Annotated in this window: 9 protein-coding genes; 5 read left to right on the top strand and 4 right to left on the bottom strand. The window is 57.7% G+C overall.

Translation table 11 applies throughout. From position 1 onward, the window contains the following. Positions 1–136 precede the first annotated feature (136 nt). Positions 137–1549, bottom strand: a complete 1413-nt coding sequence (locus ACEPAJ_RS02265; protein ID WP_425913270.1) for a mannose-1-phosphate guanylyltransferase/mannose-6-phosphate isomerase — start codon at positions 1547–1549, stop codon at positions 137–139. A 241-nt stretch (positions 1550–1790) separates the two neighbouring features. Between ACEPAJ_RS02265 and ACEPAJ_RS02260 the strand changes: the two genes are divergently transcribed. From ACEPAJ_RS02260 to ACEPAJ_RS02240, 5 genes are all read left to right on the top strand, one after another. Beyond that, complete coding sequence (locus ACEPAJ_RS02260) at positions 1791–2750, top strand: GDP-mannose 4,6-dehydratase (RefSeq protein WP_425913268.1); 960 nt, start codon at positions 1791–1793, stop codon at positions 2748–2750. 188 nt (positions 2751–2938) lie between these two features. Next, positions 2939–4111 (top strand): glycosyltransferase family 4 protein, encoded by a 1173-nt coding sequence (locus ACEPAJ_RS02255; protein ID WP_425913267.1) that lies wholly within the window; start codon positions 2939–2941, stop codon positions 4109–4111. A 135-nt stretch (positions 4112–4246) separates the two neighbouring features. Continuing rightward, positions 4247–4762 (top strand): adenylyl-sulfate kinase, encoded by a 516-nt coding sequence (cysC, locus tag ACEPAJ_RS02250; RefSeq protein WP_425913265.1) that lies wholly within the window; start codon positions 4247–4249, stop codon positions 4760–4762. A 30-nt stretch (positions 4763–4792) separates the two neighbouring features. Beyond that, complete coding sequence (locus ACEPAJ_RS02245) at positions 4793–5638, top strand: sulfotransferase (protein WP_425913263.1); 846 nt, start codon at positions 4793–4795, stop codon at positions 5636–5638. A 4-nt stretch (positions 5639–5642) separates the two neighbouring features. After that, a complete protein-coding gene (locus tag ACEPAJ_RS02240) occupies positions 5643–11231 on the top strand; it encodes an Ig-like domain-containing protein (protein WP_425913261.1) in 5589 nt (1862 codons plus the stop codon). A 391-nt stretch (positions 11232–11622) separates the two neighbouring features. Here the strand turns inward: ACEPAJ_RS02240 and ACEPAJ_RS02235 are convergent, their stop codons facing one another. The 3 genes from ACEPAJ_RS02235 to ACEPAJ_RS02225 form a co-directional block, all read right to left on the bottom strand. Beyond that, positions 11623–12618: a DUF4214 domain-containing protein gene (locus ACEPAJ_RS02235; protein WP_425913259.1), complete on the bottom strand. Its 996-nt coding sequence runs from the start codon at positions 12616–12618 to the stop codon at positions 11623–11625. A gap of 969 nt (positions 12619–13587) precedes the next feature. Continuing rightward, positions 13588–15360, bottom strand: a complete 1773-nt coding sequence (locus ACEPAJ_RS02230) for a DUF4214 domain-containing protein (RefSeq protein WP_425913257.1) — start codon at positions 15358–15360, stop codon at positions 13588–13590. A gap of 266 nt (positions 15361–15626) precedes the next feature. After that, positions 15627–17705, bottom strand: a complete 2079-nt coding sequence (locus tag ACEPAJ_RS02225) for an acyltransferase family protein (RefSeq protein WP_425913256.1) — start codon at positions 17703–17705, stop codon at positions 15627–15629. Positions 17706–17712: the final 7 nt, after the last annotated feature.

Raw genomic sequence — 17712 nt, 5'->3', positions numbered from 1 at the left:
ATCGGTCGCATAAATGGTCTTTTGAATTTTATTTTCAAGGGTGGCGTCAGAGAGAAACGGCCTGCGCTTAGCAGCGCTCAACATTAAAAGGGAAACACATCATCGCCCCCTCAAAAGTCAAAGCGTGAGCATACACTCAGCGTCTCCCGTAACGGTCCTCGAAACGCACAATGTCGTCTTCACCCAAATAAACACCCGACTGAACCTCAATCAACTCCAACGGCACCTTACCGGGGTTGGAAAGTGAGTGTTTGACCCCTAACGGAATATAAGTGGACTGGTTCTCTGAAAGAATCAGCTCTTTCTCGCCACAGACCACCTTGGCTGTACCGGACACCACAATCCAGTGCTCTGCCCTATGGTAGTGCAACTGCAATGACAGACACTCGCCAGGCGCCACGGTTATGCGCTTAACCTGATGGCGCTCGCCACGATCTACTGTGTCGTAATGACCCCAAGGGCGACTAACCAACGGATGACTAATGAACTCCTCACGCTGCTCGGCCTGCAGCTGCTGAACGACTTCTTTGACTTGCTGGCACCTGTCGCGATGCGCAACCAGCAGAGCGTCTTTGGTTTCGATAATCACCAAATTCTCGACGCCCACTACAGCCACTAAACGATGATGCGATTGCACCAACGTATTATGAGTGTCGAGCGACAGGACATCACCCTGCAAAACATTGCCTTCAGAATCCTGCGCTCTGACACCCCATATCGCCGCCCAACTACCCAGGTCACTCCAACCAGCATCCAAGGGTATAACCACACCAACGTCGGTATGTTCCATCACCGCATAATCCACCGATTCATCATCGCAAAGGGCGAACTGCTCAGGGGGTATATGCAAAAAATGACTGTCTTCCTCAGAACCGTCGAGAGCGCAGCGGCAGGCAGCAAGAATATCCGGGCGAAAACGCTCCAACTCCTCTAGAAAGCGTGAAGCGCGGAACATGAACATGCCGCTGTTCCAAAGGTAGTTACCCGCAGCTAAATAATGCTCAGCCAACTCTGTAGAAGGTTTTTCCTTGAAGCCTGCAATACTAAACCCCCCAGCTTGCAGCTCATTACCACACTGGATGTATCCGAACCCTGTTTCTGCCTGAGTTGGCGTAATACCAAAGGTCACAAGACACCCTTCACGAGCCTGGATTTGCGCAAGATTGACAGCCTCCCGAAAAGCGCTCTCGTCACAGATATAGTGATCCGCTGCGAGTACTAGCAATACCGGATCGTCACCGTTGCGGCTGGCATCCAGCGCCGCCAATGCAATGGCAGGAGCCGTATTGCGAGCCATAGGCTCAAGGATAATACGCCGACTCGAACGCTTCACCTGACGCAACTGCTCGGCCACTACAAAACGATGTTCTTCATTACTCACAACAAGCGGCAACGCATGTGCCAGCCCGTCCAACCGGGCCAGAGTACGCTGAAACATAGTTCCTTTAAGCTCGCCGTCAAGCTCCAAAAATTGCTTGGGGAAACGCTGGCGCGATAGCGGCCAAAGGCGCGAGCCGCTGCCGCCAGCGAGGATTACGGGCGTGAACATAAAAACTCCAAGAAGCCGTCAATGAAAAAGTCTCGCATTATCGAATCGACCCCGCGATGATGCAACGTCCGTGCGCAGCGCGGCACGTCGCCCCTTAGTTAGTAGCGGGCCACGCCCGCGAACAAGGCCCGTCCTACTGCTTATCTACGTCAACTTAATAACGGCGACTTGACTTCCGGCTCGCATGCCCACTGCACACTCTGTAAACTACCCTCCGCGCTCGTGGGCCAGAGAGAAGATCATGCATCGCACGTTAATTACAGGTGCCAACGGTTTCGTTGGACGGCAGCTCTGCAGAACGCTCCAGCACTCCGGGCAGCATGTGATTGCTGTGTCGTCACATGCGGACCACCCCGTAGCCTTTGCCAACGAAACGGTCAGTTGTGACATTCGCGAAGCCGAAAGCATTGCGCAAATCATACGTGACACCTCTCCGACTCAAATCGTGCACTTGGCGGCTATCACGCATATTCCAAAAAGTTTCGAGGCGCCACAACTCACATGGCAGACCAACGTGATGGGCAGCATCAACGTACTAGAAGCCATGCGCACATTCGCTCCGGAATGCTTCATCCTGTTCGTCAGCTCAGCAGACGTTTACGGGGCCGCTTTCAAGCAGAACATCCCGCTCGGAGAGGATGTTCCTTGCCTGCCGCAGAACCCCTATGCCGCAAGCAAGCTTGCCGCCGAAACGGCGTTCAACGAGTATTTCCGTCGAGGAACACGTGGAGTGGTGGCACGACCGTTCAACCATATCGGCGCGCATCAGTCGCCTGACTTCGTAACGGCCTCCTTCGCTCGCCAGATCGCTCTGATCGAGGCGAGCAAGCAGGAACCGGTACTGAAAGTCGGCGGTTTGCAAGCCAGCCGCGATTTCCTCGACGTGGCCGATGTCTGTCGGGCATACGAACTGCTGCTGACACTTGCCGACAGCTCCGGCGAACATCAGCGTTGCTTCAATATCTCTTCGGGCCAGACCCACCAGATCGCCAAGGTACTGGAGATGATGCTGATAATGAGCAGCGCCACGATCAGGATCGAACAGGACCCGGAAAGAATGCGTCCCTCGGATATCCCATACGCAGCTGGGGATAGCCAGCGCCTACGTCAGAACCTAGGCTGGAAGCCCTCTATAGGGTTATCGCAAACCCTGAAGGCGCTGCTCGACTACTGGCGCGCCGAGGTAGCCGCTGGCCGCTGACCGTGGTCACTCACCCCTATATCGTTACCCGCCTCGGCAGGCCGGCTTCAGCTTAAGCCGGCTACGCCCAACAACTCATGCCCCGGCCATCGACATGGCTCCGTTCGTGTGCCTGACCCGCGAACCAGGCTGATACAACCCCCAAGCTCACATGCTCGCCATACGATACGCCTTAGGTAAAGCACCCAATGAAGCTGTTGATCAACACCGAATCGCTGCTACCACCCTTGACAGGTATTGGTACCTACACTCAGAACCTGCTTGAACAGTTCGTCGCGATGCGGGCGCTTGAAAGCATCGAATGCTTCTCTGGACACCACTTCGCCTCGGCCACACAGACCCTGCATGACTGTCATGCCCGCGCACTATCGGGCGACGCGTCTTCACTCCCGTCGAAGGGCCACCTGCATCGCCTGCTGCGCAACTCGAGCCTGGCCTACCGCGCACGCGAAGTGCTGCGAAACAACCTGCTTCGATTGCAGTCAGCGCGGTTGAAAGACCTCGTCTATCACGAACCGAATTTCATTCTGCGCGCCCATAAGGGGCCATGTGTCGCCACCATTCATGACTTGTCCTTTATCCACCATCCGCAGTTCCACCCAGCCAAACGCGTCGCGTGGCTAAGCCGCGAACTGCCGAAAACGCTGGCGCGGGCGGATGCGCTGATTACCGATTCCGAATACATTCGCAAGGAACTGATCGAACTGTACGGCGTGGATGAACAGCGCGTTCACACCATTCATCTGGGCGCTGCAGCCTGTTACACCCCACAAGATGCGCAGCAGACACAGGAGGTACTGAGCGGCTTCAAACTACGCCACGGGCAGTACCTGCTTTTCGTCGGTACGCTGGAGCCTCGCAAAGGTCTAGACACCCTGCTTGATGCCTGGAGCAGCCTGCCGTCTGCGCTTACCGAAGCTTTCCCCCTGGTACTTGCCGGCTCACCCGGCTGGGGCAACGCCGATACACTAGCGCGCATCGCCCACTTGCAGCAGACACGCGGCCTGCGCCACCTGAACTACGTAGCGGCCAGCGCCCTGCCGGCGCTATATGCCGGCGCCCAGGCATTCGTCTACCCCTCACATTACGAAGGTTTTGGCCTGCCCGTACTGGAAGCCATGAACAGTGGCGTACCGGTGATCTGCACCCAGGACACCTCCATGTGCGAAATAACCGGCGACAGCGCTTTGCTTGTCGAGCACGGTTCAGTGGAACAGCTCGCAACATACATGCAATGGCTGCTGGAGCACGACGACGCCCGCGCGGCCTTTGCCGCCGCAGGGCTTGAGCGAGCGAAGGCCTTTTCCTGGGCGCGCTGCGCTGGCCAGACCCTGGATGTTTATCGTCATATCAGTGACTGAGAAAAAAGAGGCCAGGTACATTTTCGCAGACGGCGGATACACGATCAATATTGAAAGATGTCATGAGAAAAGGATACTTTCGCTTAAACCTCAAGCACACAAAAAATAAATAAGTGCTCTCCCGGAACTTCTTTCATGGCACAACTAAAAGCTGCGACTTGGTGGCTTACAGGCCTACCGAGTGCAGGTAAAAGCACCCTTGCCCAGGCTCTGGCGACAGCCTTGCGTGAGCGCGGAGATGCCGCTTGTGTCATCGATGGCGATGAACTGCGCGCCGGCCTTTGCGAAGACCTGGGCTTTGATGACGCCAGCCGCGCAGAAAACGTACGCCGTGCCGCACACATGGCGCGGTTGCTCAATGCCAATGCCATCCATGCAATAGTCGCCATGGTTTCTCCGTCTGCGCGCGCGCGTGAAGCGGCCTACAGAACCATAGGCTTACAGCGCTGCAAGGAAATCCACGTCAGCACTCCACTGCACGTGTGCGAACAGCGCGACCCCAAGGGGCTGTATGCCCGCGCCCGGAACAATCAGCTGGCGCAGATGACGGGAGTGCACGCTGCTTATGAAATCCCCCTGGCACCTATGTTGCGCATCGACACCAGCCAGACCGAACCACACATGGCCGTGCAGCAACTACTCGCGGTCTGACCATTGACCTTTCCGGCGAACACTTCCCCTATGAAGCACTTACCCCACTACCACTTCATTTCTGGCTTGCCTCGCTCGGGCAGCACACTACTGTCGGCGCTGCTGCGTCAGAACCCTCGTTTTCACGCGAGCATGAGCAGCCCCGTGGGCGCGCTGGTGTCGGCCAACATCAAGCTTATGAGCAGCGGTGGCGAGGTCGGCCTGCTGGTCGATGCGCAGCAGCGCCGCAAAATCCTCGCAGGGATGTTTGACTCCTACCACGGCGATCGGACGCAGGAAGTCGTCTTCGACACCAACCGCATGTGGTGCGCCAGGATGCCGCTAATCCATGAGATGTTCCCGCAGGCCAAAGTCATCGCCTGCGTGCGCGACGTGCCGTGGATCATGGACAGTATCGAACGTCTGCTGCAGCAGAACCCGTTCGAGAATACCAAGCTGTTCTCCAGTGAATCCGAACGAATGACCGTTTACAGCCGCATGGCTGCACTGGCGCGGCATGACCGCCTCATTGGGTTTCCTTGGGCAGCCTTGAAGGAGGCTTACTACGGCCCTCACGCAAGCAATCTGCTGCTGGTGGACTATGATTTATTGGCGCGCGCACCGGCTCAGGTCTTGCGACTCGTGTATCAGTTCGTCGAAGAACCCTGGTTCGATGGGCATGACTTCGAGAACGTGGAGTTCGACGCCCCAGAGTTCGATGAAGCGCTGGGTATTTCAGGCATGCATCGAATTCGACCCAAGGTTGCACTCGAGGAGCGTGCAACCGTGCTGCCACCCGATATTTTCGAAAAGTACCAGGACATGGCTTTCTGGCGTAACGATGCACGCGGTCAAGCCAGAGTCATCAAACCCAACACCAACTCGGTAAAGGACTAAAGGAATGGCTCTCTCTTTCATCCCCGGACAGATGCTCTGGTTCTTTTCGAACAACAGCGACAACTCCAATGCCAGCACAGCCCAGTTCAGTGACTTTGATGGCGACGGAGATCTCGATATCTATATCGGCGTGGAAAAGGCCGCAGGTAATCAGAGCAGCCAGATCTGGAAGAATGATGGTACCGGCAATTTCACCCTACACCAGACCTTTACGGCGGCGCGCGTTGTCCAGTCGTGGCTGGTCAATATCGACAATGACCCTGAGCTGGAGTTGATTACCCGCGCCTACGACTCGCCACTGCAGATATGGCAAAACAACGGCAATGGCACGTTTACAGCGGGCGCGACATTTGGCACCAGGGTGAACACTGCCGACGTTGCTGACCTAGATGGCGACGGCGATCTGGATATTTTTGTCGGGAATTTCCAAAGCAACTATGCCGTATACAAGAACAATGGCTCCGGCGCGTTCACGCTGTCGTCCAGCCCTGCCAAGGGCAGTGATCCGCTGTCATTGACGCTGGTTGATCTGGACAAGGACGGTGATCAGGACCTCGTGGCCGTTGAAGAAAACTCCATCCGGATTCTCCGTAACGATGGTAGCGGTGGTTTCACCCAACTCAGCAGTTTTGGCGATGTTTATGGTGGCGTTGCCCGCTCTGCGGACCTGACTGGCGATGGCTACGCCGACGTCATTGTGAGCGGCATGAACGGCCCGGCAGCCAATCTCATCCTGTATCAGAACAACGGCAGCGGTACGATCGGAACTCAACTGCAGATTTTCGACTATTCTGAAGTGCCAAGTGCATTTGCCGATGTGGATGGTGATGGTTACCTTGATGGTTTGGGCCAAAAGCTCATGATCAACAACGGTTCCGGCGTGCTCGTGGATTCGGGTTTCACCTTCCAAGATGGCGCCTTCATGTACGACGGCGCGCCGGTGAACGGCAGAATCCTCGGAGCCGGGGATGTTGATGGCGACGGCGACCTAGACCTGGCTGTAGCGTTCTACACGATGGACTGGAACACATACACCTACTCCGGCGCAGTCAAGATCTTCATCAACAACTCGACACCCCCAACCAACGCCGACGGCACCCTGACCGCAGCCCCCGGCGTCAGCGAGCCCGTAGGCCTGCCCGCCTCCGCCGACACAGTAGGCGAGGCGGTGAACGTCTTCGACTTCACCCTGACGGACGGAGGCAGCGGCGACAGCGTGACTCTGGGTGTCAGCAGCCTGGTGGTTCACACTTCAGGCACAGGCGACTTCAGCAAGGCAACCTGGCGCCTGAGTGGCGATGATGCGGACAATGTCATCGGCACCTACAGTGCGGCAACCAATACCATCACCTTCGCCGGGCTGAATATCTCGGTGAACGATGGCGGGGCCGAAACCTACACCATCAACGCCTACTACAACGATACTACCGGCCTGGCCGAAGGGCAGACCTACATCCTGTCTATCGATGGCGACACGGACGTCACCACCACGGCTGGCACGCGCATGCAGGCCATGCAGACGGCGGTAACCAATGGCACCGGTACCGAGGTCATTGTCAATGCGGCGCCCACTGCCACCAACCTCACCCAGACGGTGACCTACAGCGAAGATGCGCCCTCAGTGGCACTCGGCGATATCGTCATTACCGACACCGATATCGGCGATACGCTGACAGCGACACTAACCCTGAGCAACGCCGCTGCAGGCAGTCTGAGCACCGGCACCTTCGGCTCGGCGATCACCACCTACAATGCCGGCACGGGTATATGGACAGTGGCCGGCTCGATGAGCGACGCCAATGCTGCACTGGCAGCAGTGACCTTCACACCTGCGGCCAACTGGGACCAGGACATCACCATCACCACCCGCGTGCGCGATGCAGCTGGCAGTGGGCCCGCCGATGGCACGATTACGCTCGACGTCGTCCCTGTGAACGATGCGCCTACCGATATTGCGCTCTCAACCGCCACAGCCAGCCACTCCGGCGGCGCCAACGCGAGCGTTGGTAGCCTCTCCACCGTCGATGTCGACACTGGCCAGACCCACACATACACGCTGGTCAGTGGCACGGGCGACACCCACAACACGCTGTTCTCCATCCAGGGCGGCACACTACGCGCCAACGAAGCGACAGCCCTCACTCCCGGCGTCTACAGCGTACGTATTGCAACCAACGACGGCAGTGCCAGCTTCGAGAAAAGCTTCACCATCACCGCAACGGACGATGTGCCCCCCGGCGTCAACTCGATCACACGTGATGGCGCTGCCAGCACCAACGCGACCAGCCTGGATTACACCATCGTCTTCAGCGAAGCCGTGACAGGGATCGATACCTCCGACTTCACCCTGAGCTCAACCGGTACGGCAGCCGGCACCATTGCTAGCATCATCGGCTCAGGCGGCACCTACATCGTGACCGTGAATGGCGTCAGCGGCGAGGGCACGCTGAAGCTGGACTTCAACGGCTCGGGCACCGGGGTCAGCGATGTCAATGGCAACCCCATCAGCGGTGGTTTCACCGGGGGGCAGAGCTATACCGTCGACACCACACCGCCAAGCGCCACCATTATGGTGGCAGACGCCACGCTTCTGGCCGGTGAAACCAGCTTGGTGACCATCACCTTCAACGAAGCGGTGACGGGCCTCACAGCAATTGACCTTACGGTGGCCAACGGTACCCTGAGCGCCCTCAGCTCTGCTGATGGCGGTACTACCTGGACCACCACCCTGACCCCAACAACCAACGTCACCGACACTGCTAATCTGATTACCCTCGACAACTCGGGCGTCGCCGACCTCGCAGGTAACGCAGGCACGGGCACCGCCACGTCGAACAACTACGCCATTGACACTGCGCGGCCGAGCGCTACCATCGTGGTGGCTGACACCGCCTTGGCAGCCGGCGAAACCACTACCGTGACCATCACCTTCAGCGAAGCGGTAACGGGCTTCACACCAGCGGACCTGACGGCGCCCAACGGCACGTTGAACTCTCTCAGCTCCAGCGACGGCGGCGTCACTTGGACGGCCACCCTGACCCCAGCGGCCAATGTCACCGCCAACAGCAGTGTGATCACCCTCGATAACACTGGGGTTGCCGACGTATCGGGCAACTCAGGCGCCGGCATCACTACCTCCAACGTTTACGCCATCGATACTGCGACACCAGTGGTCAGCTCCGTCAGTGTGCCGGCTGGAGGTACCTACGGTTTGGGCGAAAGCCTTGTCTTCACTGTCAATTTCAGTGAAGCGGTTATCGTAGGCGGCATCCCCCGTCTCGCTCTGGTAATCGGTGCCGATACGTACTATGCCGATTACGTGTCTGGTTCCGGTACGGCTGCGCTGCAGTTCAGCGCTACCGTCCAGGCAGGCTGGCTCGATACGAACGGCATCGCCGTCGGCGCGCTTTCCCTCAACGGCGGAACACTCGGCGACCTGGCCGGCAACAATGCGCTGCTCACGCTCAACTCAGTCGGCGCCACAACGGCTGTGCTGATCGACGGCGTGGCCCCCGATGCACCATCAACTCCAACACTCCACGCGGCTTCGGACACGGGCTACAGCAGCAGCGACGGCATCACCCGCTATGCCACGCCTACGCTTACCGGTACAGCCGAAGCCGGCGTGACCGTCAGCTTGTACAATGGCGCCACGCTACTGGGCAGCACCACGACCGACGGCAGCGGCAACTGGAGCATCACCAGTTCTGCGCTGGCCGATGCCAGCTACAACCTAGTTGCCAAGGCCCGCGATGCTGCAGGTACCGAATCGGTCGTCAGCAGTTCCCGGGCCATCACCATCGACACCACCGCGCCCAGCCTCAACGCTGCAGGCGGCACGCCAGCGGACAACGCGACCGGCGTCTCTATCAGCAACGATATCGTACTGACATTCTCCGAGCCGCTGCACGCCGCCAGTAGCGACCTTGGCCGGGTCTATCTCAAAAGCACAGCCACCGATGCACTGGTGCCCGCCACCGTCACCATCAACGCTGACGGGGCGCTGGTCATCAACCCTGCCGACAACCTGGCCTATGGCACCGGCTACTACTTCACCTGGGATGCGGACGCACTGCTGGACCTGGCGGGCAATGCAGCAGCAGCGATGGCTGACAAGACCACCCTCGACTTCACGACACAGCCTGCGCCCTCTTCGCCGCAGCCCACGCCGCCCGATGGCGACAACGTGAGTTCCGAAGAAGAAGACTCCATTCCAGGCCTGCCTACCCCGGGGGGCGGTGCGCCGCTGCAGGGGGATGGCAACGGCGACGGCATTCGCGATAGCGAGCAGAGCGATGTCACCTCGCTGGTGTTCCGCCAGACTGGCCAGATCAGTACTGATCCTTCGGCACTGCAAGCACCGCTTACCCTGGTGGCAAACAGTCTTGCCGGCCAGACTAACCCCGACGGCAATGCCAAGATCACCTACATCGAGCAACTGGATGCACCTGCCGTTCTACCGGATGGGCTGAGCGCGCCGCTGGGCCTGCTAGCCTTCGCTGCCAAGGTGGACATCCCGGGCGCCAATGAAACCTTCAGCCTGTTCATCGATGCCAGCCTCGGCGTCAACGGTTACTTCAAGCAGAACGCCAGCGGCGTCTGGGTGAACCTGGCCGACCCGGCAAATGGCGGCCAGATCATCACCGAGTATGGCAAAACCCGCCTGGACTTCGTAATCCAAGACGGAGGCGAATTCGACGCTGACGGCAAGGCCGATGGCATCATCACCGACCCCGGCATTCTCGGCGTCCTCATCCAGAACCCCGCTTGCCCCTATGACCCGTTCCGCATCGATGCGGACCAGGACCAGATACCCGATACCATCGAGTTGCTCACGGGCACGGACGTCAACAAAAAAGACAACGACGTCTTCGGTAACGCCAGCCAGTGGGTCAATCAACTGTGGCGAGACCTTTATGGGCGTGAGGGGCACGGTGACAGCCAGGCCGCCGAGCTGGCCAACCAACTCAACCAAGGCAGCATCGGTAAGGCTGAGGTGTTGAGCCAGGTACTGGGCAGCAGCGAGCTCGATACTCACGCCGCCGCCATCATTCGCCTCTACCATGCGGTTCTGGATCGTAGCCCCGAACTGTGCGGTTATAACTACTGGCTGGGTCGCGCCAATGAAAACGTAGGCCAGGCGCAAATAGGCGAGGCCTTCCTGAGTTCCCCTGAATTCGTGGCGCAACACACTGGCTTGAGCAACAGCCAGTTCGTCGACTTCATCTACCAGAACGTGCTCGGGCGCACAGCGGACGCCGCCGGCGGGGCCTGGTGGCTGGAGCAAATCGAGACCGGCGTAACCACCCGGGGAGGCATGCTCTACGGTGTTTCCCAATCCAGCGAGTACAAAGCCGAAATGGCTGATGACGTAGCGGTTGACTTGCTCTATCTGGGTTTGCTCAACCGCGAGCCGGATGCCGAAGGCAGGAGCTACTGGCTAGAGCAATACCCCGCAATCGGCGACATGACCCAGTTCATGGCGGCGTCAACGGCGACCACCACGGAATATCACGACCGTTTCCTGGCCAGCGATGGCAACGCAATCGGCATCGTGGGGGTACAGACAGCAGTCGAGCCAGGTTTAGGCTAGAAAAAATGGGCCGGTACATTTGCGTTTAAATTACCGGCCACAAACCCGTCGGAGCGGGCCACGCCCGCGAACCAATGCGCCTAGCGGCCCCTTAACGGGTATTGCTCCGCTCCAACAAACATCTACTATTGGCGGCTAATTGCCCCGAGCCGAAATGGCAGGCAAAGGTGCTGCTGGCTTTATTTTCAGCGTGCGCAGGCATCCTGACAGAGCGGTGCAGAGCAAAACTGTAATTCTACAGGGGCTTGGCTGATCAGATGCCTGCAGTCGCAGAGTGGGTGAAACACTTCACTCATGCGACTGCAGCGATTGTGCGGTGAACAATGGCTTGGCGCCCCTCCATCCACCACCTGTTTCACAACACGTCCCTAGACAAGAGCTTGAAGCAGGCTCAGGAGGTCAGGTCGCTATCTTCCAGCTGATACACGCCAACCAACGTGATCAGCAGATCTTCCGCTGCGCTGTATTTGCCATCGCCGTTTACATCGACAATCAGTTCGCTGGTGCTGCGGTTAAGCGCAGCCTGGCCGGGAACACCTGTGAAATAATTGTTGAACATATCCTCGTAGCTACGCGGCTCGCCCAGGTAAATAACCTCGTCCAGCACCATGCCACCGAAAAACAAACGATCCTCGCCAGGCGTGAAATCCAGGATCTCGAACTTGCGATATCCCTCAAAGTTCATGCTCCAGGTTTCTGCGACGCCAATAGTGCCCGAGAAAAAGGCAATACCATCATGGCCTGCGCCAGGCAGATCCACCGAGCCATTGCCCTCACCGTATTGCTGAAGAATGTCACCGATAGTCTTACGAGCAGATTGCTCATCGGTTACTGCCAGCAGGGTGCTCTTCAAAAAGCCTGCATCAAGCCCCGGTGCGCCCGGGCCTGACACGTGCTCTTGCGCCATGTACTCCGCCACGGTGATGCGCGCATTGAGAAACTGACTGTCACCGGTTGGATTATCCAGCGCGGAGGATAGAAACGTCGCGAGGAAGTCACCACGCTGAAGCTGGCCACTCTCCAGTACCTCCACCCAGAAGTTGAATCCACCTTCATCGGGTTCGCGGCCCAGCGAGTTTTGATAAGCAAAGCTCACATAGTCTCGGGTGCTGAGCTGGGTGCCCCCCTCGCCGTTCTGAGCACCGGCCTGATACATTGCCCGACCAATATCCTGCAACGCGACATCCGCATTAGCACCGTACGTTATCTGATTGGCCAATGCCCCAGCCCAGAACTTCAACCCGTCGAACTCAGGTGCGCGGCTGAAGGCACCTACATAAAGTGCGACCAGAAAATCCTGTTGGCTCGCGGATACCCCAGCGAAAGACAAGGGTGAGTGTGGCAACGTAGTTTCAACAGCAGATGCCTGAGGCATATCAGTGGTCATACGGGTTCCTTGTTAGTCAATTACGCGGTGGACGAGCCACCATCGCTGGGCATCAATGCCCGGCTTGGCTATACACACAACCACAGCCCCAGGCTGGACTTAGCTGAACGTTAGCTGCGCTAACCTTTACGCCGCCCTGGCCTTGCCCGTGCCGACATTCAATTGCTTGGGCGTTATTAGCCACCACTCGATGTAAAGTGGTGGCAAAAGAGGCTTAAGGGCGCGGTCTGAAAAAGCCTTCTCTCGTGGTTACAGCGAACACGCGAGGCCGGATAATTCGTAGCCTACGGCCTGCCGCTGCCTGGGTACGACCGCTTTTCGCAGCGTTATAAGTGATGCGTAGTGGCTATATCCCATCATGGGAAAGCCGGTTCGCATCTTAAGGCGAAAGCCTGGCAAAAGGAATCGCCCTGAAACCTAAGCAGCAACAGCCGCCCATGCGTTAATAAGGCGCAATTGACCCTTGCCCGATACCGCCAGGGTTACTGTTTAGGCCGACCTCGTGGCCTGACCGCGACATCGCGTCCGAGCATCGGCCCAATGTGGCGGGCGAATTGCCACAAACCCAAAGCAGCGCTCTACAGGGCAGCGTTGCCCAGCTGAGTTGTCACGCGCGCCTGTTCGCCTTGCAAAACCCAGGTACGACAATGCTCATGGCGCTTGGCAGTCGTCACACCCAGGACAACGTATTGGGGATGGGGACCACCCGCTTGGACTGGCGCTGTCGCGCTGCTTGATAGAGTACGGCAGCCCAACGAACGTTAGCTGACGCGGCATACCCCAGCGCGGGTTGATCACTCAGCTCACGCTGAACAATTGCCCCCGGAATCACCGTCGCCCGAGGGGAAAACGGTGAACTGGCGGAGGGGAAATGAGCGGTATATGTGCCCGCCCCCTTTTCCTAGATAAAAAAAACCCGCTTCCTGTGGAAGCGGGTTTTCTCAAAGCTATTTAGCTAGTTTTCAACACTTAAGCTACAGATACCAGACCTGTACCTGCGTCAAATGCCAGCTTATCAGCGGTAACACCAGTCAGTGTGATGGTGATGACCTCTGGAACTACTGCGCTGCTACCAAACACGGTCTTCTCAATCACTACGTTGGTGTCAGCACCAACAGTCTGGAAGAACACCTCAAGCGCACTGTCATTGCCGCCTTGGATGCCACCAGCAACTGCATCGGCATCCACACCCTTAGCAAAGCCGGCACCTACGTAAAGGAAGTCACCTTTTTCGAAAAGCACTGCATCGTTAGCTTTAGCGATGAACAGCTCAGCTTGTGCGCCATTGCCAGCCGCAGAACCATCAGCGATAACCAAACCGCCAGCCAGAACCTTGTCTACTGCAGTGTCAGCAGCAGTTTTAGCACTGTTCAGATCAGCCAGTTGCTTAAGCGCTGAGTCGGCAGCAGCCAAGTCAGAAATTGCTTTGGCCAATTCGGTTTGCTGGGTTTTTTCGGTTTGCAAATTAAACACCAGACCAGCAGTAAACGCATTGGTGCCAGTATCGTAAATGTTAGCGGCGTCCAGTGTAGTCACTGCTGCAGCTGCGTTATCAACGGCGGTATTCGCGGCGATTTGCGCTTTATCAGCGGCCAACAAAGCCTTGATATCAGCCAACAGTTCATTAGCTGCTGCTACCTGTACGGCTGTTTTGGCAGGCGTGGCATATGCAGCTTCGAGGACTAAATTGCCGGTGGCTACATCTACTTTGGTCAAGCCAGCAACAACACCATTGGCAGCAACCAGAGTAGCTGCTGTTGCAGGCGTGGTGATAGCACCATCAAACACAGCAAACTTGGCATTTTCAGCAAGGTATTCGTTGCCGGCAGCGGTAGCAGCAGCAGCAGCAGCATCAAAATTTGCTTTTGCGGCAACAAACGATGTAGCTGCGGCGTTCAGACCTGGCTTAGCATCAACAGCGGCTTGAGCGGCAGTAACAGCTGCAGCAGCTTGAGTAGTGGCTTCACTCAGCTTGGCCGCAGTGACGGAAGCTGCATCAGTTACTTCTAAGTCAACCGAAGAAGCGGCACCAACTTTGATATCCGCAGTGCCAAACGCAGTACCTTGCGCGGCGGTGAGGATAGTAGTGGCTTCATCAACAACCGAACCGTTTGCATTACCGTCAACTACCGCTACTTTTGTGACGGGGTCAATCACGGTTTTAGCGGAATCTTCAGCCGCTTTGGCAGCTGCCAAGTAGACATTCAAAGCAGAGGCAACCGGGCCGTTCGCCGCTGCAGAAGCCGGTACTGTGGTGACGATTGTGTTCAAAGCGGTAGAAACGGTCGCAGTGCTGCCGTTAACTGGAGCAATAATCAACGCGCTGTTGCCGATGTCGCTGGCGTTAAAGTCTGCACCGCGCTGCGCGGTGTAGAAGTTAGCAACAGTAACCTTGTTATTGATGATCGCCTGATCACCAGCGCTCAAACCACTCAGCAGGCCCTCAATGAGCTTGTCCTGAGTAATTGCACCGGTGTTCAGTGCGTTGGCCCAGAAAGCCTTACCTTCTGCTTCTGCAGGGCGGCCCAGAACGTTCAAGTAAACCTGGGCAACCAGAGCATCGCTGGTCAGGCCGGTGTACTTGGCGCTGTATTCGGCGCTCTGCACGAAAGAGGCGCGCACATTGTCCAGGCTCAAACCACCGTTGTTGATGGCATTAACCCAAAAATCTAGACCAGTTTGGTCAGCAGCGCGACCAAAGTAACCGATGTACAGCTGTTGCAGATCAGATGCAGTTGCCATTTAGCAATATCTCCAAAAAATTAAGTCGAATCGACATGTAGACCTGGGTACAAAAAGCCCGTCGGCTCGGTCTACCTGCCATGCCCCATCGGGGCATGGCCCCCTTGATGGGTGGTGCAACACCAAGTTACAGGGGCGCGCATTATCCTAGGCACCCACATGAACTCGATTGAAAGCACGGGCATGCTACACACTTTTCGCTATGGGCAACAAGACCAACCGCAAAATGATGCTGCCAATCCGCCGCATGTAGAAACCCCACGGCCTTACTGGCGCTCTATCTGGGCATTTATATATTCAACGAAGTGCGGCAAAAGCAGTTGGTTGCCATAGCCGCTGAGGTGGTCGCCGTCAAAAAATAGCGGCTGCTGATGCCGCCACGCTGAACAGGCTGTGCCTGGGCACAGCAAGGGGAAAGGGTCCCAGATGCTGACTCCGGGAAGATGCCGCGCTATGTCGGCAAACCCTTCCAGCACCGGTTGACGATACGCCTGCAGCTCATCACGCGGCATGCTGAAGCCGGGGCCGCACACCGGGTTTTGCCGGTTGAACCAGTCCGCACACCGAAACGGCGGTGCCTTGAACAGGGGTTTGGGCCCCTCCAGCACAACCTGCACACCGGCCTCAGCAAACTCACGCAGAACCTCAACAGCCGCCGTTTGAGCGCGCTGCCGTCCTTCTATCGCGCGCTCGCTGAAAACTTGCTCATTGACCTTTTCATCGGCGAAAACGCCCCATTGGTCGGCGAGGCGAGGCATGCGCAGCGAGGGCAGAAATAGCACATCACCCGGTTTTATTCGGGCACGCAGGTCAGTCAGCGCCGCATCAATGTGGGCCAGACAGCCGGGGTTTTCGCTATCTCGCCAGGGCTGCAGGCTGATAAAGGGGCACCCGCCATTGTTGTAAGCATGCACGGTGCGCCCGGTGAGTAGGGCGTACTGCTTAAACATGCCCTCGTAAGCCAGGGCATGGGAGTCGCCAATAACATAGAGGGTTGTTTGGGCGGGCTCCGGTGGCGTTTGGCACCCTCGTACCTGATAAAGGAGCACCAGGCCACTGTCGCCATGATGGTATTGGGGGTCGGCATTACAGCCAGGGCGTAGGGGGTTTACTGACAACCCGTGGGGGTACCACACCTGCGGTTGCGAATTGAGCTGGCTGAAGGGTAGCGAGGCTCGATGCTTGTCGATTAGCTGGACGCTCCAACTGCCCAAGGCGATGGTGGTTAACCCGATTAAAATTGTTAACCCTTTAGGCAGCCGCCGCAGCAGGGCGGAGTGCCTAATGGGGTTCTCAACCCACCGGTAAGAGCAATACGCCAGCAGGAATGCCAGCACCACCGCGGTCACTCTGGTTACAGCTGTCTCCAGCCCGCAGGTCCAGCGAAACAGGACAAAAACCGGCCAATGCCACAAATACAGGGAGTAGGACATGCGCCCAACCGTGACTAACACGTGCCCGCCCAGCACCCGGTGAAGATAGGTGTCGCGACGATGCAGGCAAAAAAGCACCCCTACTGTGCCCGTTACGGCCAGCAGTGCACCTGGAACAGGAAAGCTACCCGGGCGAGATACCGCAAAAGCAGCCAGCACCAGCAGCAGCGCGGCTAACGCTAGCCCGCCCCGGCCCTGCACCCCGGGGGTTTCGCTGCGCTCGCCAATGCATTGATAAAGCAAGACACCTGCCGCCAATTCCCAAAACCGCCCCGGCGCCAGAAAGAAGGCTGCCACCGGATTACCGCGCAGAAACCATAGGGCGTAGCCGACGGACGCCAGCGCGCCGACAGCAAACAACCCGATGGATACCTGGCGCCCTCGCCCGCCAGCCAACCAGGCGACGAATAGAAACGGGAATACAAAGTAGAACTGCTCTTCTACTGCCAGTGACCACGTATGGGTATAGGGGTTGTACTCGGTGGCGGGGGCGAAATAGTCGCGCCCAGATTGCGCAAGTATGAAGTTGCTCAGGCCGAAGAATGCATAAAACCCGGTTTGCTGATTAACCGCACTGAGCCAGGCAGATGGGATGAAGACAGCGCTGAACAGCGCTGTAGCTATTAAGCAGACGATGAGCGCCGGAAAAATGCGCGTAATTCGCCTGGTGTAAAAGTACTCAGCGAAGCGCCACAGGCCCTCGCCCCGAAAACGCGCAACGGAGGCACTCACAACGAAGCCAGACAGCACGAAGAACACATCGACCCCGGCAAACCCCCCAGGCAACCACGCTCCGTTAAGGTGGTAAACCAGCACGGCAAGCACGGCCAGGGCTCGTAAGCCATCTATATAGGGCTGGTGTGGCAGGGGGGTAAGTGAGCTGCCAGTGACGCGTTTCAGGAAGAATGCCATGCGGGCC

This window comes from Pseudomonas sp. GWSMS-1 (assembly GCF_049847425.1).
In the GTDB taxonomy this organism is placed as follows: Bacteria; Pseudomonadota; Gammaproteobacteria; order Pseudomonadales; family Pseudomonadaceae; genus Aquipseudomonas.
Note: the sequence above shows the minus strand (reverse complement) of the source record. Positions and strands in the feature narration are given on the sequence as shown.

Coding starts and splice junctions, on each gene's coding strand:
- ACEPAJ_RS02265 (WP_425913270.1), bottom strand. CDS start 1,549: ATGTTCACGCCCGTAATCCTCGCTGGCGGCAGCGGCTCGCGCCTTTGG.
- ACEPAJ_RS02230 (WP_425913257.1), bottom strand. CDS start 15,360: ATGGCAACTGCATCTGATCTGCAACAGCTGTACATCGGTTACTTTGGT.
- ACEPAJ_RS02260 (WP_425913268.1), top strand. CDS start 1,791: ATGCATCGCACGTTAATTACAGGTGCCAACGGTTTCGTTGGACGGCAG.
- ACEPAJ_RS02240 (WP_425913261.1), top strand. CDS start 5,643: ATGGCTCTCTCTTTCATCCCCGGACAGATGCTCTGGTTCTTTTCGAAC.
- ACEPAJ_RS02255 (WP_425913267.1), top strand. CDS start 2,939: ATGAAGCTGTTGATCAACACCGAATCGCTGCTACCACCCTTGACAGGT.
- ACEPAJ_RS02225 (WP_425913256.1), bottom strand. CDS start 17,705: ATGGCATTCTTCCTGAAACGCGTCACTGGCAGCTCACTTACCCCCCTG.
- ACEPAJ_RS02245 (WP_425913263.1), top strand. CDS start 4,793: ATGAAGCACTTACCCCACTACCACTTCATTTCTGGCTTGCCTCGCTCG.
- ACEPAJ_RS02235 (WP_425913259.1), bottom strand. CDS start 12,618: ATGACCACTGATATGCCTCAGGCATCTGCTGTTGAAACTACGTTGCCA.
- cysC (WP_425913265.1), top strand. CDS start 4,247: ATGGCACAACTAAAAGCTGCGACTTGGTGGCTTACAGGCCTACCGAGT.